The organism is Dokdonia sp. Asnod2-E02 (assembly GCF_045063915.1).
Taxonomy (GTDB): Bacteria; Bacteroidota; Bacteroidia; order Flavobacteriales; family Flavobacteriaceae; genus Dokdonia.
On the sequence record NZ_JBEFNX010000005.1, the window covers coordinates 484,992 to 509,660 of the forward strand.

Below are 24,669 nucleotides of genomic sequence, written 5' to 3' on the forward strand. Positions count from 1 at the left end.
GTTAAATGTAGTTAAAGAATGCATTTTAACACTTAAAACTTTCTTAATCCTGTTATATTTGGAACTTTAAACACAAAAACTTCTTATGATTTTACGTACACTATTTATTGCTGGTTTCCTACTAACAGCAACGGTTTCAACAGGACAGAACACCTTTGGAGGTGGAGGCTCTTCTACATCTTCAAATTCAGTATTTAATCAGAAAATGAATTTAGGTTACAAAGCCGGAGCAAACCGAGTTGAAGATAAGAAAGTAGATGGATCACCATACCTTTTTGAAAATTGGGATCGTTCTGCAACTGTAGTAACAAAGGCAGGCGAAAATCTAAAAATTGAGAATGTAAACTTTGACGGTAGAAGAAATAAAATTGTCGCAAAAATCAATAGTGATTCTATTTATACCTTTAACTCTCTTGCAATTGATAAAGCCATTATAAATGGTAAAACGTTTGTAAATATTGAAGCGCCTAACAGTGCTGTTATTAAAGTTTACGAACTTGTTGTAGAGACACCAGAATTTAAAATATTAAAAGATCACGTAGTAGATATAAACGAGGGAAGCTCAAACCCTATGCGCGGGACAACTATTGCTCGTTACATACCTAGAGAGTTCTATATGCTTCTTAAAAACGATAGTTTTGAAAGATTTAGTCTCAGAAAGAAAAAAATATTGAAACTTCTTGCAGCACAAGAAGAAAAGGTAAAAACCTTTGTAGATCAAAATGATCTTAATTATAAAAATGAAGACGACATAAATAAAATTATGGACTTCTATACAGGTCTTTAACACACAATCCTACTATATAAAAGCCACCTTCTGGGTGGTTTTTTCTTTTATACATTTATTGGTAGAAATGCATACATTCGCACTTTGCTAGTTATTTTATGTATAAAAAATGTTTTGTTGCTTTAAGCCTTCTCTACTGCAGTTTTATAACCGCACAAGAGGTTAGTCCTTTTGAAGTTGAGCTCAATTATTTTTACGGAAGTATATTGAGACACAACAAAGACATCACGTCACTCATAACTGGACATCCAGAAGGTTTAATTTTAAGCTATAACAAGAAAACTTATGGTGAGCAAGAGTGGTCAAGAAGGTATAATTACCCTGACTACGGATTTACATTTGCCTATCAGGATCTTAAAAATGACAACTTAGGCAAAACCTATAACGCCCTAGCGCATTACAGCTTCTACTTTCTTAACCGGAAACTAATGGCTAGAGTTGGTCAAGGTATTGGGTACACTACAAATCCATTTGACATTGAAACCAATGTAGCAAACAATGCTTATGGCTCAAGATTTTTTAGCGCAACGCTAGTAATGCTTAACTACAAACAACCTATCACTCCACAAATATCATTACAAACAGGACTTACCTTTTTACACGGGTCAAATGGTAATTTTAAAGCACCTAATACAAGTACAAACACGCTAGCAATTAACGCAGGTGTGGTCTATAAAAATAAACCGATTCCAGACTATATCCCCAGAGTACCTAGAGAACGCTATACAGAGCCTATAGGTTTTAATTTTGCTCTTAATATGGGGCTTAACGAGAGTGATTATGTTGGGCTGGGTCAAGAACCATTCTTAATCTTGACTGCTTATGCAGATAAGAGATTGAGTAAAAAAAGTACCATTCTTGCTGGAGGAGAATTCTTTTTCTCAAAATTCTTAAAGAACGAAATTGAGTTTCTATCTGTAGCCTTCCCCTCATTTGGTGTTACAAAAGACCAAGATTGGAAACGAGCAGGTGTATTTGTTGGTCACGAATTGCGATTTAATAAAACCGCACTTATGACGCACGCCGGTTATTATGTGTACTATCCTTATGATTTTGAAGGTAGGTTCTACCAGCGCGTGGGGCTTAAACACTATATACAAGAAAAATACTTTGTTTCTGCTGCCGTAAAAACGCACGGAGCAAAAGCAGAGGCAGTAGAATTTGGATTAGGAATACGATTATGATGACAACAAACTTCAAATTTATAAGGGCTATATCTACGCTTTCGCGAAAGCGTAACCCCCTCCTACTCGCCCTACTGCTAGCATTTTTTATTTCTTGCGACTCTGAAGATGCAAGTGATTGTTTTCAAACAGATGGAGATATCATAACGTATACTCTTGATGTGGATACATTTTCAAAAATCCAAATGGAAGATGACATACGCGTTATTCTTAAAGAAGGACCTCAACAAGAAGTTATCGTTGAAACTGGTGAAAATCTAGTACCAGACCTCAACCTCTTTGTAGAACAAGAAACACTTGTACTGCAAAACCTAAATGGTTGTAATTTTTTACGCGAGTATGGTAGAACTCTTGTAACTGTAACTTCACCAAATATTACTCGCATACGCCAGGCCTCTGCCTTTGAGATTACCAGTGAAGGTTTACTCAACTATGAATCATTAACTATAGTGAGCAACTCAACTGCTAATAGCCTTAACATTACAGATATTAATAAAAGTGGTGCTGTGACGCTCCATATAAACAGTACTAACCTGGTGGTTTCTGCAAATGGATCAAGTAATATTACAATGTCTGGAAGTGTTGAAACGGCCTCAATAAACTTTAGCGATGAGTTTCCGCAATTCAACGGTAGAAACCTTGAGATAGGCGATTTAACCTTTAATCATACCAGTGCTGCACAAATGGTCGTAAATCCTCAAAACAGCCTGCAAGGCGTTATAAAAGCCACAGGAGACCTTATATCTGTCACAGAACCACCGCTAGTCGATGTAGATGTGCTTTTTACAGGTCAATTAATTTTTGAGGATTAGATTAATTACAATATCTTAAACACTTTGTATATTAAAAATAAATTAACACTAATACTTAAATAATGGTAAAAGCAAAATATCAAAACGTTCTTGACCTAGGAGAAAAACTTAACATCCAGAACGGAGATGTAAAAGAAGAAAATGGAGTACTTCACGTAACAGGTACCGCAACAAATCAATATGAGAAAAACCAACTTTGGGATGCTATAAAAGCGGCCGGAGGAGAAAATCCAGGTGACATTGTAGCAGACATTAAAGTCGCAGATACATCTGTTTATGCACGTCATACAGTTGCGAGTGGAGACACACTAGGCAAGATTGCAAAGCATTATTATGGAGATGCAATGAAGTACAAAGAGATTTTTGAAGCAAATAAAGACATCCTTAAAAACCCAGATGTTATACATCCAGATCAGAATCTTGTGATTCCTAATCTAGGATAATATTCAATAACAACATTGAATTACAATCATAAAAAAAGCTCCCAAATTGGGAGCTTTTTAAATTTTAGTCTAATCTAAACATTATACCTTAAGTACTTAAAATCAAATACTTACAATGATTATTTAAATCAATAATTTATATTCTAAAATTATCCTAATCCTGAGATATAATTTCCATAAAGATCATTAAAACGCATTCCTGTGGTGAGTTTATACTTGCTCAGTTTCTTATATTCTACAAGTCCAAAAAGAATAAACTCTTTTAAGAAATAGCGGTCCTCCTCTACTGTTTCGGGCTGATATTTATTTACGAGTTCTTCTAAAGGAGTAATGCTGTCTAGCATTAATTTGTATTCTTTGTCAGTCAAATTATCTTCAAGTTCAAAACCACTTTGCTCAAAGAACCAAGCCAAAACATCACCATAAGGATCTTCTTGATTATCTTTTACAAGCTTTTCGATCTTTGGGAAATAATCATCAAAAAGTGAACGCGTTGCATCACCAATAAGAATTTTTGCAACCTCATCTGCTCCCTCTTGTTCTCCTTCATATACTAATTCTACCTTTCCGGTAATCGCAGGAATTATACCCATAAGATCAGAATATCGTATTGCAGTAGTAGCATCTCCAGATAACAACATACGACGCTCTGCTGTACTCATTAAGTTTTCAAATGCCGTTATACTCATACGTGCACTTATACCACTCTTTTCATCTATATACTCGCTCTCTCTAGCCACAAAACCTATCTCTTCTATAAGGTCTTTTACTAGGTTAGGTACGTGCACTTTAGTTTTCTGGCGCTCGTCTAGATTTGCTTCTTGATCTGTTATAGTACGCGCGATAGCCACTGTTTCTGGATAGTGAGTAAGTATTTGAGAACCTATACGATCTTTAAGCGGTGTAACTATACTTCCTCTATTTGTATAATCTTCTGGATTTGCAGTAAATACAAACTGCATATCAAGTGGTAGTCTCAATTTAAAGCCGCGTATTTGAATATCACCTTCTTGTAGAATATTAAACAAAGCCACTTGTATACGTGCTTGTAAATCTGGCAACTCGTTGATTACAAAAATTGACCTGTTTGCACGAGGAATCATTCCGTAGTGTATCACGCGGTCATCTGCATAACTTAATTTAAGGTTTGCTGCCTTTATAGGATCTACGTCACCTACTATATCTGCAACAGTTACATCTGGTGTTGCAAGTTTCTCTGCAAAGCGCTCAGATCTATGTACCCAGTCGATAGGTGTGTCATCTCCTTTTTCCTTAATAAGCTCTGTAGCATACCTCGAGATAGGATTAAGTGGATCATCATTAATTTCTGATCCTGCTACTATAGGCATCCACTCATCTAGCAGATTTACCATCTGTCTTGCAAGTCTAGTTTTTGCCTGGCCACGTAGCCCTAAAAGATTGATATTATGTTTACTTAATATGGCCCTTTCTAGTTCTGGTATAACCGTATGCTCATAACCGTGTATACCTGTAAATGTAGGTGTACCGGCTTGTAATTTTGATATAAGGTGCTCGCGCAACTCTTCTTTTATACTTCTAGATGTCCACGATGCTTTTTTAAGAGCTCCTAGTGTTTTTATTTCTGTATGATTCATAGCTATTCTTGTTTTATCTCATCTCACAATGAAGTATCTATTCTTTTTTTTACAATTATTTTATTCTCTTCTTTCTGTTGCTTTCATAATCTTGAAAGATCATCTCCCCTAGACCTTGCAGTCCTGTATAGAACGCTTTTCCTTGGTTTGCCTCAGTAAAATTATCTACAAACTGTTGCAGGTAAGGGTCATTTGCAATCATAAAAGTGGTGATAGGTATATGAAGCTTACGTGCTTGTCTAGCCATACTGTAACACTTGTTTACAATATACTCGTCTAGTCCATTTGGGTTTTTATAGTAGCGCCCGTCTTTAAGCTTTATACAAGACGGTTTACCATCTGTAATATTAAAGATCTGTTTATTTGAGTTACGCTTACGTCTCAAGATATCCATAGCGAGATTAAGACCTGCTACTGTGTTAGTGTGATAAGGCCCCACTTGTAAATACGGTAAATCCTTAATTTTAATAGGCCAGGCATCGTTCCCATATACAATTATATCTAAAGAGTCTTTGGGATACCTCGTTGTGATGAGCTGGGCAAGTGCCATCGCTACCTTTTTGGCTGGAGTAATACGGTCTTCTCCATAGAGTATCATACTGTGTGATATATCTATCATAAGTACGGTACTCATCTGTGCCTTAAAGTGGGTTTCTTCTACCACGAGGTCGCTTTCGCGTAAGCGGAAATCTTCTGCACCATTATTAATTTGGGCATTACGCAAACTTTCTGTCATAGAGATACGCTCTAGCCCATCACCAAAACGATACTCGCGATAATCACCAGTATGCTCATCTCCTCTACCGTTAAGTTTTGACCTGTGGTTACCCTGAGAGCTCTTTTTAAGCTTCCCAAAAATTTGATCTAGGGCTCTCTTACGTATGGCGCGCTCTGTCTTCTCTGTGATAGCCGTGCCGTTATTACCGTCTGGCTTAATTTCTTCTCGTATGTAGCCTTTGTCTTTAAGCTCCTGTATAAAGTCGTCTAAGGTATACTCATCATTTGTGAGTTTATATTCTTTATCAAGCTCTTTAAGCCAGTCCATCGCCTCGTCAAAATCACCAGAGGTGTGGGTGATGAGCTCTTGAAATATATCAAGCAGCTGGTCAAAAAGGGATTTTTGCGGAGCGTCATAGGTTTTGAATACAAAACCGCTCCTATTTTGTTGTTTTCTCATAGCTGTATAAAATTACTACCTAATAGGTCAATAAAAAAGCGCCTCGACAGAGGCGCTTCTTAATTCTTTATTAAAAGTGAGTGGTAATTACTTCCCTTTAGGCATAATTACCGTGTCTATAGCGTGTATCACTCCATTTGAAGCATCTACATCTGTCATAATAATTACAGATGTCCCACCTTTTGCATCCTTAATAACGACGTTTTCTCCGTCCATCATTAAAGTAATTTGCTCTCCCATCACTGTGTTTGTACTAAAAGAACCATTGTTCTTTTTAATAGCAGCAACTACGTCTCCAGCCATATACTCACCAGCTACTACGTGGTACGTTAAGATATCTGTTAACAGTGCTTTGTTTTCTGGCTTTACTAGAGTACCTACAGTTCCTTCAGGTAGTTTTGCAAAGGCATCATTTGTAGGTGCAAATACAGTAAATGGTCCTGTACTAGCTAAAGTCTCTACAAGTCCTGCTGCTTTTACAGCTGTTACTAGTGTTGTAAAATTTTCATTACCTACAGCGATGTCTACTATGGTACCTGGCTCTTCTACCACAGGCTCCTCTAGTTCTACTACTGCTTGTGCAACTTCCTCATTTGTTTCTGTTGCTTTTTCTTTAGTTCCTTCGGCGCAAGAAGCAAATAATAATCCTGCTGTTGCTGCCATTAATAAAATCTTTTTCATAACAATTGGTTTTTTTCTTTGTTCAAAGATATGTCCATATTCTTAAACAAAAAGCCAATGTTATACCAATGTCTTGTTAATTATTTCATAAGACCTTATTAGGGATACAATTACGCTTTCGCGAAAGCGTGAATAAAACCTTTAAAACATAGCGCATCCATTAACAACTATTTAAGAAATTAAGATTGTCTTTTAATTAACTTTAGTCCCTTGACCGAAAGGTCATTATAATTCAACCAAAATTTTATAATGAAACAACTCTTCTCACTCCTACTGCTATGCATCTGCACAGTAGTATCTGCTCAAAAACTTGATATGTCCTTGCTCAAGGATGTACAACCCCGTAACATAGGCCCAGGCGGTATGTCTGGACGTGTGACTGCTATAGATGTGGTTACAGATAATCCAGATGTAATGTACGTAGGTACAGCTTCTGGAGGTTTATGGAAATCTACTTCTGGCGGAATAAAATGGGATCCTGTTTTTGAAAACGAGCTTACAGCATCTATAGGAGCTGTAGCGATACAGCAATCTAACCCATCTGTGATATGGGTAGGTACAGGTGAAGGAAACCCACGTAACTCCCTTAATGGTGGTTATGGTGTTTATAAATCACTAGATGGCGGTAAGACGTGGCAATCTATGGGATTAGAAAAAACCCGTCACATACACCGTGTTATTATAGATCCTACTAATCCAGATGTGGTTTATGTGGGCGCCATAGGTTCTCCTTGGGGAGAACACCCAGAACGTGGTGTTTTTAAAACTACAGATGGTGGTAAGACTTGGAACAAGATTTTATTTACAAACATCAAGTCTGGTGTGGCAGATATGGTTATGGACCCTACAAATCCTAATAAACTTATTGTAGCAATGTGGGAGCACAAACGTGACCCTTGGTTTTTTAAGTCTGGTGGTGAAGGTTCTGGTATGTATATGACGCACGATGGTGGTGACACTTGGAAAGAGCTCACAGATCAAGATGGACTTCCTAAAGGAGAACTAGGTCGTATAGGTCTCTCTATTGCGCCTGGAAGCCCTAACGTGGTTTATGCGCTTGTAGAAGCAAAGAAGAATGCATTGTACCGCTCTAATGATGGTGGCTTTAACTGGAAAAAGATTAATGACAAGAGTGATATAGGTAACAGACCATTTTACTATAGTGATATACACGTAGATCCACAAAATGAAAATCGTGTGTTTTCTGTATTTACTTATGTAAACGTATCTGAAGATGGTGGGAAGAACTTTGACCAACTTATGGGCGCTTATGGAGTAGATAATGGAGTACACCCAGATCACCACGCCTGGTGGATACACCCTAATAACGGTAAGTTTATGATGGACGGTAATGACGGTGGTCTTAACATCACAAAAGACGGTGGTAAGACGTGGCGTTTTATAGGCAACTTACCTGTAGCTCAGTTTTATCACATTAATGTAGATAATGAGTTTCCTTATAATGTATATGGAGGTATGCAAGATAATGGATCGTGGAGAGGACCTGCTTATGTATGGAAAGCTCAAGGAATACGTAACGATTACTGGCAAGAAATCTCTTTTGGAGATGGTTTTGACGTAGTGCCAGATCGCGATGACAGCCAGTACGGGTGGTCTATGAGTCAGCAGGGGTTTGTGAGCCGTTATGATTACAAAACAGGAAATAACTATGGTGTGAAGCCTACGCACCCAGATGCAGATGTAAAACTTCGTTTTAACTGGAACAGTGCTATTAATATCGATCCTTTTGATAACAGTACCATATACTTTGGTAGTCAGTTTGTACACAAGTCTACAGATAAGGGACTCACTTGGGAAGTAATTTCTCCAGACCTTACTACAAACGACCCAGAGAAACAAAAGCAATCTGAATCTGGCGGTCTTACTATGGATGCCACGGGTGCAGAAAATCACACTACCATTCTTGTTATAGAACCTTCTCCGCTTGAAAAAGATATGTTTTGGGTAGGTACAGACGATGGCCGTGTACATTATACTACAAATGGCGGATCATCATATACAGAAGTGTCTAATAACTTAAAAAGTTTACCAAAAGGAAGCTGGATAGTACAAATTAAAGCAAGTGACAAGAATAAAGGTGAAGCGCTTCTAGTTGCAAACGACTATAGACGCTTTAACTACACTCCTTATGCCTACAGAACCACAAATTATGGTAAAAGCTGGACGCGCATTGTAGATGAGAATGATGTGCAGAGTTATGCATTATCAATTATAGAAGATTCAGAAGAAAAGAATCTTTTGTTCTTAGGTACAGATGACGGTCTTTATGTGTCTATTGATGCAGGTAACAACTGGCAAAAGTGGACTAAAGGATTCCCTACTACTTCGGTAAAAGATTTAGTAATTCACCCTAGAGAGCACGATCTTGTCATTGGGACCTTTGGGCGTGCAGCCTGGGTTCTTGATGATATAAGACCACTGCGTAAGATAGCGAGTGATAGAAGTACGCTTTCGCGAAAGCTACAACTCTTCCCCCCTCCTACTGCATATGACGCATCTTACCAGCAACCTACGGGAAGTCGTTTTGGAGCAGATGCGATTTATAACGGTGAGAATAGAAAAAGTGGTGCGCAAATCGCTTACTATGTTACTAAGCAAAAAGTAGATAAAAAGAAAAAAGGCGACGATAAAGATGCCGAAGAAGCAGATGAAGCAAAAGTAACTTGGGATTCTATCCACCTTAAAATATATGATGGTGCTAGACAGATACGTCACCTTAAATGGAAAACTCCAGACAGTACAGGTATCTACAAAACTACTTGGTATATGAATGAGTCTGGTGGTGATCGCCCATCTAGACGTATAAGAAAACGTAAGAATGAACCTAGAGGGGTTTCTGTTAAACCAGGAACTTACAAGCTTGTAATGCAATATGGAGATCAAACAAGCGAGAGCGCTATCACAGTAGAGAGCGACCCAAGGTATGATGTGCCGCAAAAAGCAATAGACGATAGTTACAATGCTGCCAAAGATCTTGAAACGATGACTCAAGTAGCCGCAGATGCTGTAAAACAACTTGTAGAAAGCAAGAACCTTGCAAATGATTACAAGAAAATGATTAACAAGCTTGATGATAAAAAGGCGTATAAAGATGAGCTAGCCTCTATAAAAGATATGGATAAGCGCATAGATGAAGTAATCTCATTATACATAGGTAAGGTAGATAAAAGGCAGGGTATCACTCGTAATCCAGAAATCACAGTGATGAATCGTATAGGTGCTGCCAGTGGTTATGTACGTAGTCGCCCTAACGGACTTACTACGACAGAGACTACTCTTATGTCACACGCACGTAATGAGCTACAGAGCGCTCTAGAGAAGACTAATACATTCTTTAGCACGGAGTGGACACCATTTGAAACTACGCTAAAAGCTATGGATGTAAGTAGCTTTAAAGAGATAAAAACGTTTAAATTAAACTAAGTATGAAAAAGCTTTTAGCCTTAATACTATTATTCTCATCTCTTGTATCATTACAAGCCCAAGACCGCGGCGAAGATGATCTAGGCGCGTGGGCAATGATATTTACAAATAATAGAATATCAGAAAAGCTAAGCATACACGCAGAGGCACAGTATAGAACGTATGAGTTTGGGAGTAACTTTAATCAGTTACTCCTGCGTACGGCTCTTAACTACCATATATCAGACAAGGCTATGGCTTCTTTTGGGTATGGTAACATCACCACAGACACAAACTTTCTTGAGTTTGCAGGTGAAGAGAATGTAAATGAAAATCGTCTGTATGAGCAGTTTGTTCTTAAAAATAGTCTTGGCAAGTTTAACTTTAGCCATAGATATCGACTAGAGCAACGTTTTATAAATAGACCTGCTGGTGAGAACACAACAGAGCATAGAGCGCGTTACTTTTTACGAGTAACTTATCCTCTTAATGATAAATGGTTTCTAACCGCATATGATGAGATTTTTATAAATCTGCAGAATGACTTTTTTGGGCAGAATAGACTGTACGGTGCTTTAGGCTACAACTTTAGCGAGAACCTAAGTGCACAAATGGGATATCTCAAAAATGATTTTGCGGTAGACACCTATGACAGGTTTCAACTCGCTGTTTTTATAAAAACAGACCGGCGAAAGTCAAAATCATAATACTAATTTTAAAAAGCCTCAATTATCAATTGAGGCTTTTTTATATTCTTTCTTTTTTAAGCGGTAAAACTTTCCAGTAAGACACACATCTCCATAACCACTCTAAAGGCCCAAATTTAAAATAACGGAGCCATAAATTACTCAATAACACTTGCAAGCAAAAGATTACAATTGCAAGCACTAAAGTTTCAAAAGGACTTAGTCGCTCATATAAACTTAAACCGCTAGAGGTAAATATAAATAAGCTTATTACACTCTGTAATATATAATTGGTTAATGCCATTCTCCCTACGTGTCTAAGTGGCAAAATCATCTTTTTGAAAATAACGTTCTTATAAAGTGAGATAATAAGCCAGACATAAAAAAGTGCTGTGAGAACATCACATAGTTCTTGAAAATAAATAAGTGTACTTCTCCAGACATCTATTTTCCAAAATGCTGTATCCCAAGTAAAAAATAAAAATATGACCCTATAGATGGTAATTACTACAAACATTATAAGAACAGGACGTTTTATACGAAGTGCAAAATCTTGAAGCTTATGTAACACTCCTTCCCTACCTAATAGTAATCCTATCAAAAACATTGCGAAAGCCTTAGGAGCTAAAAACACATAAAGCACCCCAACATTACTCTTGTATTCTTGTATACGTAGCATTACATTATCATAATAACTTCCGCTTCTTATTGTTTCTCTTATATCGTCTGGTGTGTAGGTAGATAAATAGGACATCATATCATAACCTACCCATTTCATTAAGTATGTCGCTACTGAGTTATAAAAGGGAAACAATAAAAGTAGCACTGCACATATTACCAAATAGTTGTTCTTAAACCTTGAGACAACAAGTGTTAAAAGACCTAGAATCGCATATAGATGTATCACATCACCACTCCAAAGAAATATAATATGTAATACCCCAAACACAAATAAGGCAAACATCCTTCTATAAAAGAAAAAATGGCCTATTCCCTTGCGTTTCATACTTGCGAGCTGGATACTTACCCCAACACCAAAGAGTAATGAAAATATTGGGAAAAACTTTGAGTAAAAGAATAACTGCTTTACTCTTACAGCTAGACTGTCAAGAACGCTGGTAAATTGCTCTGCGAATGCATCACCATTTATAAACGTGCAATTCATTATCTCTATGTTTACTACAAAAATTCCAAAGATTGCAAAGCCTCTAAGTATATCAAGTAATACTATTCTGTGATTTTGATTTACAGGTGATAACATAAAAGTAAGATGACTTTATAGAATTTTTGCGTTTCTAAATGTACTATTTGCTCTTTAATATTTGTAATTTAAAACCTTTTAAGATAGGTTATCATTTGATTAACGACTTACACTATCTAACCATAAAACAACCATATGAGATCGAGTAAAATAAACTTTACAAATGCACACGGAGAAGTATTGGCTGGAAGATTAGATCTACCGGCAAATCAAGACCCGCATAACTTTGCCATTTTTGCACATTGCTTTACTTGTACAAAAGATTTTAGCGCTGTGCGCAATGTAAGTAGAGCACTTGCCTCTCAAGGTTTTGGCGTGCTACGCTTTGATTTTACAGGTTTAGGTGACAGTGATGGTGACTTTGCAGATACAAACTTCTCCAGTAATGTTGATGATCTCATAAGCGCTGCAGATTTTCTTGCCAAAGAATATAAAGCGCCCTCTTTACTTGTGGGACACTCGCTAGGTGGTGCTGCAGCAATTTTTGCAGGTGGTAAGATTGATACGATAAAGGCTGTCGCAACTATAGGAGCTCCTAGCAACCCAGTACACGTACAAAAGCAACTAGGCTCTCAGCTTTCAGTAATAAAAGATAAAGGTCAGGCTAATGTAAAACTCGCAGGGCGTGACTTTACTTTTAAAAAGCAGTTTATAGATAATCTAGAAGAAAACTCTTGTGTAGAAGCTGCTCGTAACCTTCACGAAGCTTTACTCATACTCCACTCACCCCAAGACGATACTGTATCTATAAAAAATGCCGAAGAAATTTACCACGCCGCGCATCACCCTAAGAGCTTTGTTACCCTAGATGGATCTGAGCACTTACTTATTGATAAAGAAAATGCAGCTTACGTGGGTAAAATTATCGCTGGATGGGCTGCGAGATACATACCACAACCTGTTCAAGAGACCATAAAAACCACCTTTCAAGTGGTGGCAAGCCTAGATGACGAAGAGGGCTTTACAACCTTATTAAAACTAGGTAATCACCATATGAAGGCAGATGAGCCGGTACGCGTAGGCGGAAACGACTATGGCCCTACTCCATATGAGTTACTCGCAGGTAGTCTTTCTGCCTGTACCGCAATGACCATACAGATGTATGCAAAGCGTAAAAAGTGGCTTGTAGAAAACGTTGAGGTTCACACTAGTTACAGTAAAACGCACGCTCAAGATTGTGTTGCTTGTGAAGACAACCCTTCAGCAAAGATTGATACCTTTCATCGTGAGATTAAAATAACGTCAGATCTTGATGAGAAGCAGCTCAATCGTCTGTTACAAATTGCAGATAAATGTCCAGTACATAAGACGTTACACAGCGAGACACAGGTAATAACAACGCTTAGTTAGAATTACGCTTTCGCGAAAGCGCACTCATAACCATACACTCATTATCTAGTAAGAATCAAAACGTCAAAAGTCATACAAGTTCAACTCCAAAAGGGAGGCTTCATATTGCCTAATAAGCAGGGTAATGAGTGGTCTAATGCTGGTCATAAGCGTGTCCTGCTCAAAGCTAGTAATGATATAAATACGCTAGAAACACATATAGCAATACGTAAATTGAAAGGCGTTTACTGGGTTCTATTTGGGAAGCAACACCATAAAACATTACAAATTGAGCCGCTGGATAATTTTAGCATTCAGCTCATAGAAGATACCACTAAGTACGGTGTGGTCACTCCAGAAGCATTTGACGCGGTTTATGATAGTGACCCAGAGGGCGCAGCTATTTTTGAATCGCTCACAGATGGTAAAAAAAGAGGTCTTATTTATCAAGTAAGACGCTATAAAAATGAGCAAACTCAAGTAGATAAAATGCTTATACTCTTTGAAAATCTCAAACGTGGCTTACGTGACCCAAAAACCTTATTTAAAGCACTCTAACATTAAATAATTGTAAACTATTACTTAGCACACGCAACGTATAGGTAGTTACTGCATCTTATGCAAAACTATATTATATGAAACACGTATGTATCCTACTACTCGTATCTTTCTCACTACTGAGCTGTGTAACAGACAGAAATAGTGATGATGTAGATACCATTGACCTATTAACAAACTATGACGCGATTACACTTGATCGTCCTACGTTTGAAGCAAGCGTCACTCTTGAAGACGCTAGAACCATTGTAAACTCAGGTAAAATTTATGTTCTTAATGGTTTACTATTTGTAAACGAAAAGAACAAGGGTTTTCACATTTTTGATAATGAAAATCCATCTTCACCTATTGCTCTTGCCTATATAAAGGCACCTGGAGCAACAGATCTCGCAATTAAAAATAATGTGTATTACATCAATCAAGCTGTAGACCTTATTGCGGTTACTTATGATAAACAAACAGCAAACTTGCAGGTAACAAAGCGCATTAGAGAGGTATTTCCTCCTAAAGTGTCTCCAGATGGATTTATACACGACATCCCAGATGGAGAAATTATCATTGATTACGAACTTGAAGATTAAATAAGATGAAAAAGTATATATACATAATTGCCCTAGTGATAGTTGCACTGGGATGTAGTTCTGACGGAACTAGCAGTGGTGAGTCTTTGAGCACAGCAGATAGTGTAGGTCAAGGCGGCTCACTTGCAACCTTTGTTATAAAAGGCAACTACCTCTATACGGTAGATAATGAAGATCTTAATGTATTTAATATTACAAATACTACAGAGCCAGTACTGGTTAATACGGTACGCATAGGTTTTGATATTGAAACACTATTCAGCTACAGGGATTATCTTTATATAGGATCTCGTAATGGGATGTTTATTTATAGTGTAAATAATCCAGAGTTTCCAGAACAATTATCTTCTGTACAGCACTTCACTTCTTGTGATCCCGTGGTAGCAAATGATCAATATGCATTTGTAACCTTATGGAGCGATCTAGGGTGTAATGGTTTTGTAAACCAGCTAGAAGTGTATGATGTGACAGATGTACTCAATCCTATGCTTGTTAACGTTCGCCAGCTCACATTCCCAAAAGGATTAGGCCTATATGGTGATTACCTTATCGTATGTGATGATGAGATTAAAATATTTGATGTATCAAACCCTGCAGAATCTGTGCTAGTGCATAGTATTGATAAACTGGCATTTGATGTGATAATTCAAGGTGACTTGCTTATTGCTGTAGGTGAAAGTGGTGTATATCAATATAGTCTTGATGCTCAAAATATCACAAACACTTCACAATTAAGCACCATAAGTATCTAAAAGGTTTTATAAAATCTTAGTATTTCTTAAGTTGTCGTGGTATATTAGAGCTAATTAATCACTAATTATCAAAACCAAAAGATGATGAAATACAGATTTATGACAATAGCCTTACTATCTCTAGCCACACTAGCGAGTTGTAAAGGTGATAAAAAAGAAAGCGAAGAAGTAATAGAAGTTGTTGAGGTAGAAGAAGTAGAAGTTATGCCAGAGGTGCAAAAACTCACTTTAAAACTTGAACCTAAAAGTGACAGTAAAGCTTCTGGAAGTGTTGTTTTTAAAGAAGAAGACGGTGTTGTAAAATTTACAGCAGTAATAGGTGGACTAGATGAAGGTATGCACGCCATACACATACACGACAAGGCAGACTGTTCAAGCGCAGATGGAAAATCTACAGGAGGACACTGGAACCCTACAAACGAGCAGCACGGTAAGTGGGGCGCAACAGAGGGATATCATAAAGGTGATATAGGTAACTTCCCAGCAGATGAAAACGGAAACGGAACCATCACAATGAGCACAGACCAGTGGTGTATAGGTTGTGGAGATCCTAAAAAAGATGTTGTAGGTAAAGCAATTATCGTACACCAAGGTACAGATGATTTTACATCGCAACCTAGTGGTGCTGCAGGAGCAAGAATTTCTTGCGGTGGTATTATTAAATAATTAATTGCACTATAAAATAAAAAAGGCTCTTGCTTACCGCAAGAGCCTTTTTTATGGGTTATATTAGGTTATTACTGTCACTCACTTAATGCTTATACATTCCCACTTATATGCTTGTAAGCATATAAGTGTCAAATAATAGAAGACATAAAAAAAGCCCCCGCAAATGCGAGGGCTTATATATAATAATTAGAAAAGACTATTTCTTTGTTTCTACAACGCTTTTGTTAAGCGACTGAGACATCTCAATAGATAGTGCAGATCTTTCAAACTTCATTTTACCAGACATTGTTTCCAATACACAGGTACCATTATCATTAAGTTCTAAAATCTTACCGTGTAGACCACTTTTTGTAATTACACGATCACCCTTCTTAAGATCTTTATCAAAGTTCTTTTCTTGTTTGAGTTTCTTACGTTGTGGTAATACTATAAAGAATACAATAAATACCGTAAACAATAAGAGAGGACCTAATATGCCCTGCAATCCTTCACCCATAATTCTTATTTAGCTGCTCCAGCAGCAGGGTTTACAAATGCCTTGATCTTTACAGTCTCTGTACCTCTCTCAGTATTTGCTTTTATTGTTACAGTTTTAGTTACTTGGTTAGTACCGCTACCGTTATATTTTACAAGAAGTTCACCTTTCTCACCTGGTGCAACTGGATTTTTAGAATATTCTGGTACTGTACATCCACAAGAACTCTTTGCGTCTACAATTACTAGTGGTGCTTTACCTGTGTTAGTAAATGTAAATTTGTGCTCTACAGTGTTTCCTTTTTCAATGTTTCCGAAATCAAATTCAGTCTCATCAAAAGCGATTACTGGATATGTTGTAGCTTGAGCGTCTCTTGCCGCTGCAACTTCAACATTTTCTTCTTTTACTTTGCTCGCTGCATCCTCCTTACAAGAAGTAAATACCATAGCCGAAAGTACTCCTAATACTAATAAACCTTTTTTCATTGTTGTTTTTTTATAAATAATGATTCGTAAAAATAAGAAAAAGTATACTATTTTAAACCTCTACCCTCTTTCTTTAACCTTTTTTCTCGCTCATATTGTTTTACAAGCTTATCAAGTATACCGTTTATAAAGATGCTACTCTTAGGTGTTGAGTATTCCTTAGAAATTTCTAAGTACTCATTTATAGTCACTTTAACAGGTATAGTAGGGAATTTTAAAAACTCACAAAGTGCCATCTTTATAAGCACCATATCTACATCTGCGATACGTTCTTTATCCCAGTTTGGTGTGTTTTCTGTAATCTCGTTTGCTAGAAAAGTCTCATTTGCAACCGTCTTCTCTAGTAACTCTGTACCAAAATGTACATCCTCCTCATTTTTAAATAAGCTAGGTAGTAATGAAGACTCTGGTGATGCCGGTTTTAGCTTGCCCAGTCTTCTTAGCACTGCCATATTAATCATAGGCAAGTCATCTATCCAGGTAAGGCGTGCATCTTCTATATAATCATATAGCTTATCATTAGGCGCTATTATCTCTGTATATAAATCTATAATAAGCTTACGATCTATTTTAAAAGTAGTCTCCTCCTCTTCCATATATGAGGCATAGCGATCACTAGCTACAATCTCGTTATATATGATAGCAACATACTCATCATTCTGTCTCCAGTGTTTGAGTTTACGCTTGCTTATTTCATCACGTAGCTCACCATTGTCAGACAGTTTAGTCAAGACCTGGTTGTTAATGAATTTTGTGTTGGGATTTTTTTCTTCTTCGGTAGCTAGAATCTTTTTAGAGATTTTTTCTTGTTCCGCTTTCGCGAAAGCGTGAACCTCCACCATCAAATCTAGCATTAAGAGATACAGATTGTACATCTGGTTCATACTCTCTACTGTAAATTTATCTTCATTTTGAAGATCAAACTGCTCCTTACTCCCAAGGGCGTAAATGGTTTGCATTACTTTGACACGGATATGGCGTCTGTTTAACATAGCAACAAAGAACTTTTATAGTTATAAAAACGAATTATGGTCATTTTTAAATCGGTGCAAAAATACGGTATTTCTAAAAGTATCATCACATATTATCAATTATGTTACAGGAAAATTTGGCTCGCACAGGTCTTAAAAAAAACCGACCTTAGCGCTTCAAAAAAATTGCAGTACGGTGATGGGTGCATTAAAATCTCTTAACAAATATTTTTTACGTTATAAATGGCGTCTTATAGCCGGTTTCTTTATAGTTATCGCGGCTCGTGTCTTTGCCGTTTTTAATGTAGATATTGTAGGTGATATCGTAAATGATGTTGAGACTTACATAAAAAGTGGAGACACAAACCTAGATGGGCTTAAAGATAGTATGCTTTTAAAACTGGGTTTACTTCTAGGTGCTGCCCTACTCTCTGGTTTTTTTACATTCTTAATGCGACAACTCATCATTGTAGTCTCTAGATTTATAGAGGCAGATCTTAAAGATGATGTCTATGCACAGTACCAGCGTCTCAGCCTAGGTTTTTATAAAAAAAATAGAACTGGTGACCTTATGAACCGCATCTCTGAAGATGTAACCAAAGTACGTATGTACGTAGGTCCTGCAATTATGTATCTTCTACAAGCACTTGTACTCTTTGCAGTTGTGATACCTTATATGGTGCGTATGGCGCCATCACTAGCCGCATATACCTTAATACCCTTACCAGTTTTATCTATCGCTATTTATAAACTAAGCCGCGCGATACACGTGCGCAGTACTATAGTTCAAGAGTACCTGTCTAAACTTACTACGTTTACACAAGAGTCTTTTAGCGGTATATCTGTCATAAAAGCATATACACTAGAGCCTAATACGTTTAGAGACTTTGCAACACTTAGCGAAGACAGCAAGCAAAAAAATCTTGACCTTGTAAAAGTGCAGGCCTTTTTCTTCCCACTTATGATAGGACTTATAGGTGCGAGTAACCTTATTGTGATATTTGTAGGAGGGCAACAGTATATAGATGGTACTATACCAGAACTAGGCACGCTTGTAGAGTTTATAATGTATGTAAATATGCTCACCTGGCCAGTTGCTACTGTAGGCTGGGTAACCTCTATTATAAAAGCAGCAGAAGCTTCTCAAGTACGCATTAATGAATTTTTAGAAATCGAACCAGATATCGTAAATACCATTACAGAGCACACACCTATAAATGGTGCTATCGCTTTTAAGAATGTCACTTTTACGTATGAAGACACACTCATTACCGCTCTTAAGGATATAAGCTTTACCGTACAACCAGGGCAAACACTTGCTATAATAGGGCCTACTGGTTCTGGTAAATCTACCATTTTAGAACTTATAGGGCGTCTCTATGATGTTACAGACGGAAACATTGCCATAGATGGGACAGCTATAAAAAACCTTAATCTTAATGATTTTCGTTCTGAGATAGGTTATGTGCCTCAAGATGCTTTCTTATTTTCTGATACCATAGGTGAGAATATAAAATTTGGGAAGACAGATGCTAGTGATGAAGAGGTTTACGCTTTCGCGAAAGCGGCCTCCGTACACCACAACATAATAGACTTTAAGGATGGGTATGACACCGTACTTGGTGAGCGGGGCATTACCTTATCTGGAGGACAGAAACAACGTGTATCTATCGCAAGAGCGCTTATAGGATCTCCTAAAATCTTATTACTAGATGACTCGTTAAGCGCAGTAGATACCGAGACAGAAGAAGAAATACTCAATAATTTACAGCAGCTCACAACAAATACAACCACTATTATCGTGAGCCACAGAATCTCATCTGCAAAAAATGCCGATCAGATTATCATTCTCGAAGATGGTAAAATAACCCAGCAAGGCTCTCATAATCAATTAATAACAGAAGAGGGTTACTATAAAGAGTTGTATGTAAAGCAGCTGGACGAGAAAGAAATGTAAAAAATAATTGGGCAATGGTATATTTTTTACCATTTTTGAAACAACAAACACACAATCCAAAACAAGAAGGACCATTATGAGTGATTACGACGGAAGAGACAATGAAGAGATTTTTTCAAAAGTACTTAGAGCAGGACGACGCACGTACTTCTTTGATGTAAGATCTACAAAGGCAGGAGATTATTACCTTACCATTACAGAGAGTAAAAAGTTTACTAATGATGATGGTTCTTTCCACTTTAAGAAACACAAAATCTATTTATATAAAGAAGACTTTGCTGGATTTACAGAAAATCTTAACGAGATGACTTCTTACATACTAGAAGAAAAAGGTGAAGAAGTAATATCTGACCGTCACCAGAATGATTACTCAAGACCTGTAGCATCAGAAGTGGTAGATTCTGGAGGTGTAACCTCAGAAGAGCCTACTGCAACGGCAGATAAGTTTACAGATGTAAGCTTTGATGATATATAAGCCCTAGCATAAATTAAATAAAAAAGCCACGTTTATGACGTGGCTTTTTTATTGATCTAGGTTAAAAATATTTTAGTTAAATATGATAGGTATTTCCACAAGACTATTTGGTCTTATGTCTCCAGTACTCGCTGTTTGTATTACCGTTAAATCTCTATTGAGAATTACCACCACCCCTTGAGTCTCTCCATCTACTTCTGTAGTACCCATTACAATATAATAAGATGTAAACTGCGCTATATCTGTATTGCGTATGTTTATACTCATCCCAGTCTGATCTAAAATAGTATTGATAAGACCTACCTCCGTATAATTACTAATGCTGTTTGTATTATAATTATAAGTATTAGTGATTTTATCTGTTACATCTTTAAATGCAAGCTCTTGAGCTAGTGCTTTTGTTTGATTAAATCCATCAGTGACCGTAAAACCTTCTGGAAAAGAAGTCTGCTCACTTATCGCAAGTGTTTCAAAATCTAGTGTGGCGTGAGAAAGAGAGGTTCCATTAAAATCAAATAAGTACATCACGTCAAGATTCTCATCATATATGTAAGCGCCATATTGATCTATATCCCACACTCCTACTGCATCACCAATGTCTGCATTGTGAACAAATAGCTTCTTTACCCCGGTAAGAGTGTCTGTTCCCACAATAAATGTCTTATCACCCTTTGCCATTATACTAGATGCTGCATTGCTTACAGAAACATTACCTATATAAGCTTCTGTAATTACAGCAGTAGTCTTATTATAGGTACTTATATATAGGTTACAACAGGTGCTTGACCCGTCTACATAATAAGTAATAATATTATTTTCGGTGTTTGTTGTGTAAAGCTCAAATTCATTTACAGGATTAGATGGTGTAAAGTAATCACTATATATCTCTTGATCTCCATTAACGACACCATATGTAATAAACTGAGAAGTAGGTATGCCAGAAGCTATCGCTAGTCGATCCCCAATGGTATTCCTTAAAAAACCAAACTCAAAGCCTATTTCTTCTTGTAAATTAATGGTTGTACTTTCTTCATTAAGATAATTCCAAGTAACTACATTACCACTAGATCCAGTAACTAGGTTGTCTCCTATTACAGCTATTTGAGCCAGTGAGGTATTTACATCAGACTCGGGCATACTAGCCGTATCGTCGTCATTATTACAGGCCGTAACGCCAAGAAGTAAAAAAGGTAAAAATTTAAAAAGTTTCATTGATTGATGATGTTTTAATTTATTGAGTAAAAGTAAGTTATTTCTTTCTTACTGCTATAACTTCAATCTCAATTTTTGCCCCTGCGGCAAGTGCCTTTGCTGCAAAGGTGGTTCTCGCAGGCTTTTGTGGCAAGTACGATTTATAGATAGCGTTAAATGTTGCAAAGTCCTCAATATCTTCTAGCACAACCATTGCTTTTACAACATCTGTCATTTCTAGATTGTGATGTGCAAGCACCGCTTTTATGTTTTCTAAGGTTTGCTTTGTTTCGGCTTCAATGCCCCCTGTTACGAGTGTTCTCGTGCTTTGATCCATCCCTATTTGTCCAGATAGAAAATACATATCACCTACTTGCACCGCATCAGAAAATGGTGCGTCTGCCTTAGTGGGTTCGTGAGACGTGTGGAACACTGGTGCTCTCTTTTCCATATGACCTTCTGGAGGTGGTGTGTGGGGTCTTTGTAACTCCTCTTTACAAGAAGTGAGTAAAAGCATCCCAAAGATTGTCAATATAATAGGTCTCATAGTTGTAGATTTTGGTAATAAATGTACGGATAGATGGCAACATTTTTTAACTATTATGTATTTTTAAACTTTGAGATAAATGCGATTTAGTACGCTTTCGCGAAAGCGTAAACACAACAATCTACTATGGACAGAAAAGAAGAGTTTCTAAAATCTATTACAAAAGGAAACACCTTTAAGGGTGACTTTATCACTATGGGAGCAGCAATGCTAGATGGCGAGACCATCACAAATGCTCACGTAAAAGTACCTCTTAAAACTCTTAATCGTCACGGTCTCATTGCTGGTGCTACAGGTACTGGTAAAACAAAAACATTACAAGTACTTGCCGAAAATCTGTCTGATAAAGGGATACCGGTACTACTTATGGATATGAAAGGTGATCTCTCTGGTATTGCAAAAGCAAGTCCTGGTCACGCAAAGATAGATGAGCGCCACGAGAAGATAGGCCTACCCTTTGATGCCAAAGACTTCCCAGTAGAACTCCTCACACTTTCTGAACAAAATGGTGTGCGCCTTAGAGCCACAGTAAGTGAGTTTGGACCTGTACTGTTCTCACGTATACTTGATGCTACAGTGGCACAATCTGGTATTATCTCTATACTTTTTAAGTACAGTGATGATAAAAAATTACCGCTGCTAGATCTTAAAGACTTTAAAAAGATTTTACAATATGCGACAAAAGAAGGTAAGGCAGAAATAGAAGAAGAGTATGGGCGTATTTCTCCAGCTTCTTCTGGTTCTATCCTGCGTAAAATAGTAGAACTTGAACAGCAGGGAGCAGATATTTTCTTTGGAGAAAAATCTTTTGACACAGATGACCTTACTCGCACCACCTCTGACGGTCGTGGAGTAATTAATGTGATACGCCTTACAGATATACAAGACAGACCTAAATTATTCTCAACTTTTATGTTGAGTCTACTTGCAGAGATTTACTCTACATTTCCAGAGCAAGGAGATAGCGGCCAGCCAGAGCTTGTAATTTTTATAGATGAAGCGCACCTTATTTTTAAAGAAGCTTCAAAAGCGTTACATAGCCAGATAGAGAGTATTGTAAAGTTAATACGATCTAAAGGTGTAGGTATTTATTTTGTAACTCAAAACCCAACAGATATTCCAGATGGCGTATTGAGCCAGCTAGGTCTTAAAGTGCAGCACGCATTACGTGCGTTTACTGCAAAAGATAGAAAAGCCATAAAACTCACTGCCGAAAACTATCCAGATTCTGAATATTATGACACAAAGACCGTTCTTACATCTTTAGGTATAGGAGAAGCACTTGTATCTGCTCTAGATGAGAAGGGTCGCCCTACTCCCCTTGCAGCTACAATGCTACGCGCACCTATGTCACGTATGGATGTATTAACCCAAAAGGAAATAGACGGTATAAACGACAGGTCTGAGCTTGTAGAAAAATATAGCGAAATTTCAGATAGAGAGAGTGCCTACGAGCTACTCAAAAAGAAAATAGATAAAGCTAACGAAGCTGAAGCAAAGGAAAAGGCTAAAAAAGAAAGAGCCAAAGCCTCAAAAACATCATCAAAATCTAAGAGCACAAGATCAACTCAAAGTGCTGGATCAAAAGCATTAATTAAAGTGCTTACAAGCGCAACCGTTATACGTGGTGTCTTTGGGATACTAGGTAAAATGTTGAAATAATAATGACACATAACAAATGTGTACCCTCAATTTAATCTTATGAAAAGAAATATAATCGCCCTTTCTATACTAGGTTTAATAGCTAGTAGCTGTAGTAACTCTGGAAACTTTGCTATTACAAATGAAGGTGTTGGACCACTTACAAAAACAACAAAAGTAAGCGAACTCAAAACTACCTTTGTAAATGATAGTCTTGTAGATGCAAATGGATCTACAGAACTAAAAGCACCCGTGCAGTACATCTCAGTTTTTGAAAAAGGAGGTAAAAAACTACTAGAACTAGAACCTACCACAGGCGACTCTGATGCTACAATAAACTACATACGTTTATATGACGAGCGCTATACGACAGAAGGTGGAGTTACTGTAAAAAGTACCTTTAAGGACATTCTAGATGGGCACGAGATAAAGCGCATAGAAAACCTTATATCTACTATAGTTGTACTTGTAGAAGATAGTGATGTGTATTTTACTATTGATAAAAAACACTTGCCATCAGAGCTTATGTTTGATACAACCACCAAGGTTGAACTCACTCAAATCCCTGATGATGCACCTATCAAGTATATTCAAATAAGCTGGTAATATGAGTTATAAGATTCAAAAAAGCCCTTTTATTGTACCTACTACAGATGGTAAAACCATAGAAGAGCACTGGGGAAAAGCGACAGATGGCAATAATGATATAAGCATCGCTCATATGATTGCTCCACCTGGGTGGAGTGAGCCATTTCAAACTCCAGAGTTTGATGAGTACACGTATATCATAAAAGGTAAAAAACAGTTTATTATAGGCGGAGACACTATTGTACTACACGCAGGGCAAAGTATTAAGATCAATCGTAACACGAGAGTACAATACAGCAATCCCTTTGATGCAGAGTGTGAGTATATGGCTATTTGTACTCCTGCGTTTTCACCAGATTCTGTTCACCGAGAAGAATAAA

General features: G+C 37.3%; 25 protein-coding genes. 16 read left to right on the plus strand and 9 right to left on the minus strand.

The features are described from left to right. Window positions 1–85: 85 nt before the first annotated feature. The 4 genes from ACJJVM_RS02110 (at window position 86) to ACJJVM_RS02125 (ending at window position 3,226) form a co-directional block, all read left to right on the plus strand. Window positions 86–787, plus strand: coding sequence for a hypothetical protein (locus ACJJVM_RS02110; protein ID WP_298350332.1), 702 nt, complete (start codon window positions 86–88; stop codon window positions 785–787). 98 nt (window positions 788–885) lie between these two features. Further along, complete coding sequence (locus tag ACJJVM_RS02115) at window positions 886–1,971, plus strand: acyloxyacyl hydrolase (RefSeq protein ID WP_405210650.1); 1,086 nt, start codon at window positions 886–888, stop codon at window positions 1,969–1,971. Continuing rightward, a complete protein-coding gene (locus ACJJVM_RS02120; RefSeq protein WP_405210651.1) occupies window positions 1,968–2,783 on the plus strand; it encodes a head GIN domain-containing protein in 816 nt (271 codons plus the stop codon). Before ACJJVM_RS02115 ends, ACJJVM_RS02120 begins: the two co-directional genes overlap by 4 nt. A 62-nt stretch (window positions 2,784–2,845) precedes the next feature. Beyond that, window positions 2,846–3,226, plus strand: coding sequence for a LysM peptidoglycan-binding domain-containing protein (locus ACJJVM_RS02125; RefSeq protein WP_021778981.1), 381 nt, complete (start codon window positions 2,846–2,848; stop codon window positions 3,224–3,226). Between the two features lie 149 nt (window positions 3,227–3,375). Here ACJJVM_RS02125 and ACJJVM_RS02130 read toward each other — a convergent pair whose 3' ends face one another. The 3 genes from ACJJVM_RS02130 to ACJJVM_RS02140 all read right to left on the minus strand — a co-directional run bounded on the left by ACJJVM_RS02130 (window position 3,376) and on the right by ACJJVM_RS02140 (window position 6,700). Continuing rightward, complete coding sequence (locus tag ACJJVM_RS02130; RefSeq protein ID WP_405210652.1) at window positions 3,376–4,842, minus strand: magnesium chelatase; 1,467 nt, start codon at window positions 4,840–4,842, stop codon at window positions 3,376–3,378. 55 nt (window positions 4,843–4,897) lie between these two features. Beyond that, a complete protein-coding gene (locus tag ACJJVM_RS02135; protein ID WP_405210653.1) occupies window positions 4,898–6,019 on the minus strand; it encodes a vWA domain-containing protein in 1,122 nt (373 codons plus the stop codon). An 87-nt stretch (window positions 6,020–6,106) separates the two neighbouring features. After that, on the minus strand, window positions 6,107–6,700 hold the full coding sequence (locus ACJJVM_RS02140) for a fasciclin domain-containing protein (protein WP_405210654.1): 594 nt from the start codon (window positions 6,698–6,700) through the stop codon (window positions 6,107–6,109). A 249-nt stretch (window positions 6,701–6,949) separates the two neighbouring features. Here ACJJVM_RS02140 and ACJJVM_RS02145 point away from each other — a divergent pair, with 249 nt between their 5' ends. Both ACJJVM_RS02145 and ACJJVM_RS02150 read left to right on the plus strand, forming a co-directional pair. Then, window positions 6,950–10,144: a WD40/YVTN/BNR-like repeat-containing protein gene (locus ACJJVM_RS02145; RefSeq protein ID WP_405210655.1), complete on the plus strand. Its 3,195-nt coding sequence runs from the start codon at window positions 6,950–6,952 to the stop codon at window positions 10,142–10,144. Between the two features lie 2 nt (window positions 10,145–10,146). Continuing rightward, window positions 10,147–10,830, plus strand: coding sequence for a DUF2490 domain-containing protein (locus ACJJVM_RS02150; RefSeq protein WP_405210656.1), 684 nt, complete (start codon window positions 10,147–10,149; stop codon window positions 10,828–10,830). A gap of 40 nt (window positions 10,831–10,870) precedes the next feature. Here the strand turns inward: ACJJVM_RS02150 and ACJJVM_RS02155 are convergent, their stop codons facing one another. Next, the gene (locus tag ACJJVM_RS02155; protein WP_405210657.1) at window positions 10,871–12,070 is read right to left on the minus strand and encodes a DUF418 domain-containing protein; all 1,200 of its coding nucleotides are present in this window, start codon (window positions 12,068–12,070) and stop codon (window positions 10,871–10,873) included. Window positions 12,071–12,205: 135 nt separating this feature from the next. Between ACJJVM_RS02155 and ACJJVM_RS02160 the strand changes: the two genes are divergently transcribed. The 5 genes from ACJJVM_RS02160 (at window position 12,206) to ACJJVM_RS02180 (ending at window position 15,956) form a co-directional block, all read left to right on the plus strand. Beyond that, window positions 12,206–13,420: a bifunctional alpha/beta hydrolase/OsmC family protein gene (locus ACJJVM_RS02160; protein WP_035336803.1), complete on the plus strand. Its 1,215-nt coding sequence runs from the start codon at window positions 12,206–12,208 to the stop codon at window positions 13,418–13,420. A gap of 105 nt (window positions 13,421–13,525) precedes the next feature. Further along, window positions 13,526–13,957, plus strand: a complete 432-nt coding sequence (locus tag ACJJVM_RS02165) for a YdeI/OmpD-associated family protein (RefSeq protein ID WP_405210658.1) — start codon at window positions 13,526–13,528, stop codon at window positions 13,955–13,957. A gap of 77 nt (window positions 13,958–14,034) precedes the next feature. After that, window positions 14,035–14,538 carry a hypothetical protein gene (locus ACJJVM_RS02170; RefSeq protein ID WP_405210659.1) on the plus strand — a complete coding sequence of 168 codons (504 nt, stop codon included), beginning with the start codon at window positions 14,035–14,037 and terminating at the stop codon, window positions 14,536–14,538. Window positions 14,539–14,543: 5 nt separating this feature from the next. Further along, window positions 14,544–15,290, plus strand: coding sequence for an LVIVD repeat-containing protein (locus ACJJVM_RS02175; protein ID WP_405210660.1), 747 nt, complete (start codon window positions 14,544–14,546; stop codon window positions 15,288–15,290). Between the two features lie 84 nt (window positions 15,291–15,374). Further along, complete coding sequence (locus tag ACJJVM_RS02180; protein WP_405212158.1) at window positions 15,375–15,956, plus strand: superoxide dismutase family protein; 582 nt, start codon at window positions 15,375–15,377, stop codon at window positions 15,954–15,956. Between the two features lie 199 nt (window positions 15,957–16,155). On the opposite strand, the gene yajC is transcribed toward ACJJVM_RS02180, so the two are convergent. From yajC to ACJJVM_RS02195, 3 genes are read right to left on the minus strand one after another with little or no spacing between them, the layout of a single operon-like run. Then, entirely contained in the window at window positions 16,156–16,455 is a 300-nt protein-coding gene (yajC, locus tag ACJJVM_RS02185) for a preprotein translocase subunit YajC (RefSeq protein ID WP_298350305.1), read from the minus strand. A gap of 5 nt (window positions 16,456–16,460) precedes the next feature. Continuing rightward, on the minus strand, window positions 16,461–16,919 hold the full coding sequence (locus ACJJVM_RS02190) for a DUF1573 domain-containing protein (protein ID WP_298350301.1): 459 nt from the start codon (window positions 16,917–16,919) through the stop codon (window positions 16,461–16,463). Between the two features lie 47 nt (window positions 16,920–16,966). Further along, entirely contained in the window at window positions 16,967–17,878 is a 912-nt protein-coding gene (locus tag ACJJVM_RS02195; protein ID WP_298350299.1) for a transcription antitermination protein NusB, read from the minus strand. Window positions 17,879–18,089: 211 nt separating this feature from the next. On the opposite strand from ACJJVM_RS02195, the gene ACJJVM_RS02200 reads away from it, so the two are divergent. Beyond that, complete coding sequence (locus ACJJVM_RS02200; protein ID WP_405210661.1) at window positions 18,090–19,847, plus strand: ABC transporter ATP-binding protein; 1,758 nt, start codon at window positions 18,090–18,092, stop codon at window positions 19,845–19,847. 76 nt (window positions 19,848–19,923) lie between these two features. Continuing rightward, entirely contained in the window at window positions 19,924–20,322 is a 399-nt protein-coding gene (locus ACJJVM_RS02205) for a PUR family DNA/RNA-binding protein (RefSeq protein ID WP_298350295.1), read from the plus strand. A gap of 72 nt (window positions 20,323–20,394) precedes the next feature. Here ACJJVM_RS02205 and ACJJVM_RS02210 read toward each other — a convergent pair whose 3' ends face one another. Next, window positions 20,395–21,534, minus strand: coding sequence for a hypothetical protein (locus ACJJVM_RS02210; RefSeq protein ID WP_405210662.1), 1,140 nt, complete (start codon window positions 21,532–21,534; stop codon window positions 20,395–20,397). A 37-nt stretch (window positions 21,535–21,571) separates the two neighbouring features. Next, on the minus strand, window positions 21,572–22,060 hold the full coding sequence (locus ACJJVM_RS02215; protein ID WP_405210663.1) for a Rid family detoxifying hydrolase: 489 nt from the start codon (window positions 22,058–22,060) through the stop codon (window positions 21,572–21,574). A 126-nt stretch (window positions 22,061–22,186) separates the two neighbouring features. Here ACJJVM_RS02215 and ACJJVM_RS02220 point away from each other — a divergent pair, with 126 nt between their 5' ends. Genes ACJJVM_RS02220 through ACJJVM_RS02230 form a run of 3 tightly spaced genes read left to right on the plus strand, consistent with a single transcriptional unit; the run spans window position 22,187 to window position 24,668 of the window. Then, entirely contained in the window at window positions 22,187–23,722 is a 1,536-nt protein-coding gene (locus ACJJVM_RS02220) for a helicase HerA-like domain-containing protein (protein WP_299149403.1), read from the plus strand. A 39-nt stretch (window positions 23,723–23,761) separates the two neighbouring features. Next, entirely contained in the window at window positions 23,762–24,307 is a 546-nt protein-coding gene (locus tag ACJJVM_RS02225) for a hypothetical protein (protein WP_405210664.1), read from the plus strand. 1 nt (window position 24,308) lies between these two features. Continuing rightward, a complete protein-coding gene (locus ACJJVM_RS02230) occupies window positions 24,309–24,668 on the plus strand; it encodes a cupin domain-containing protein (protein ID WP_405210665.1) in 360 nt (119 codons plus the stop codon). Window position 24,669: the final 1 nt, after the last annotated feature.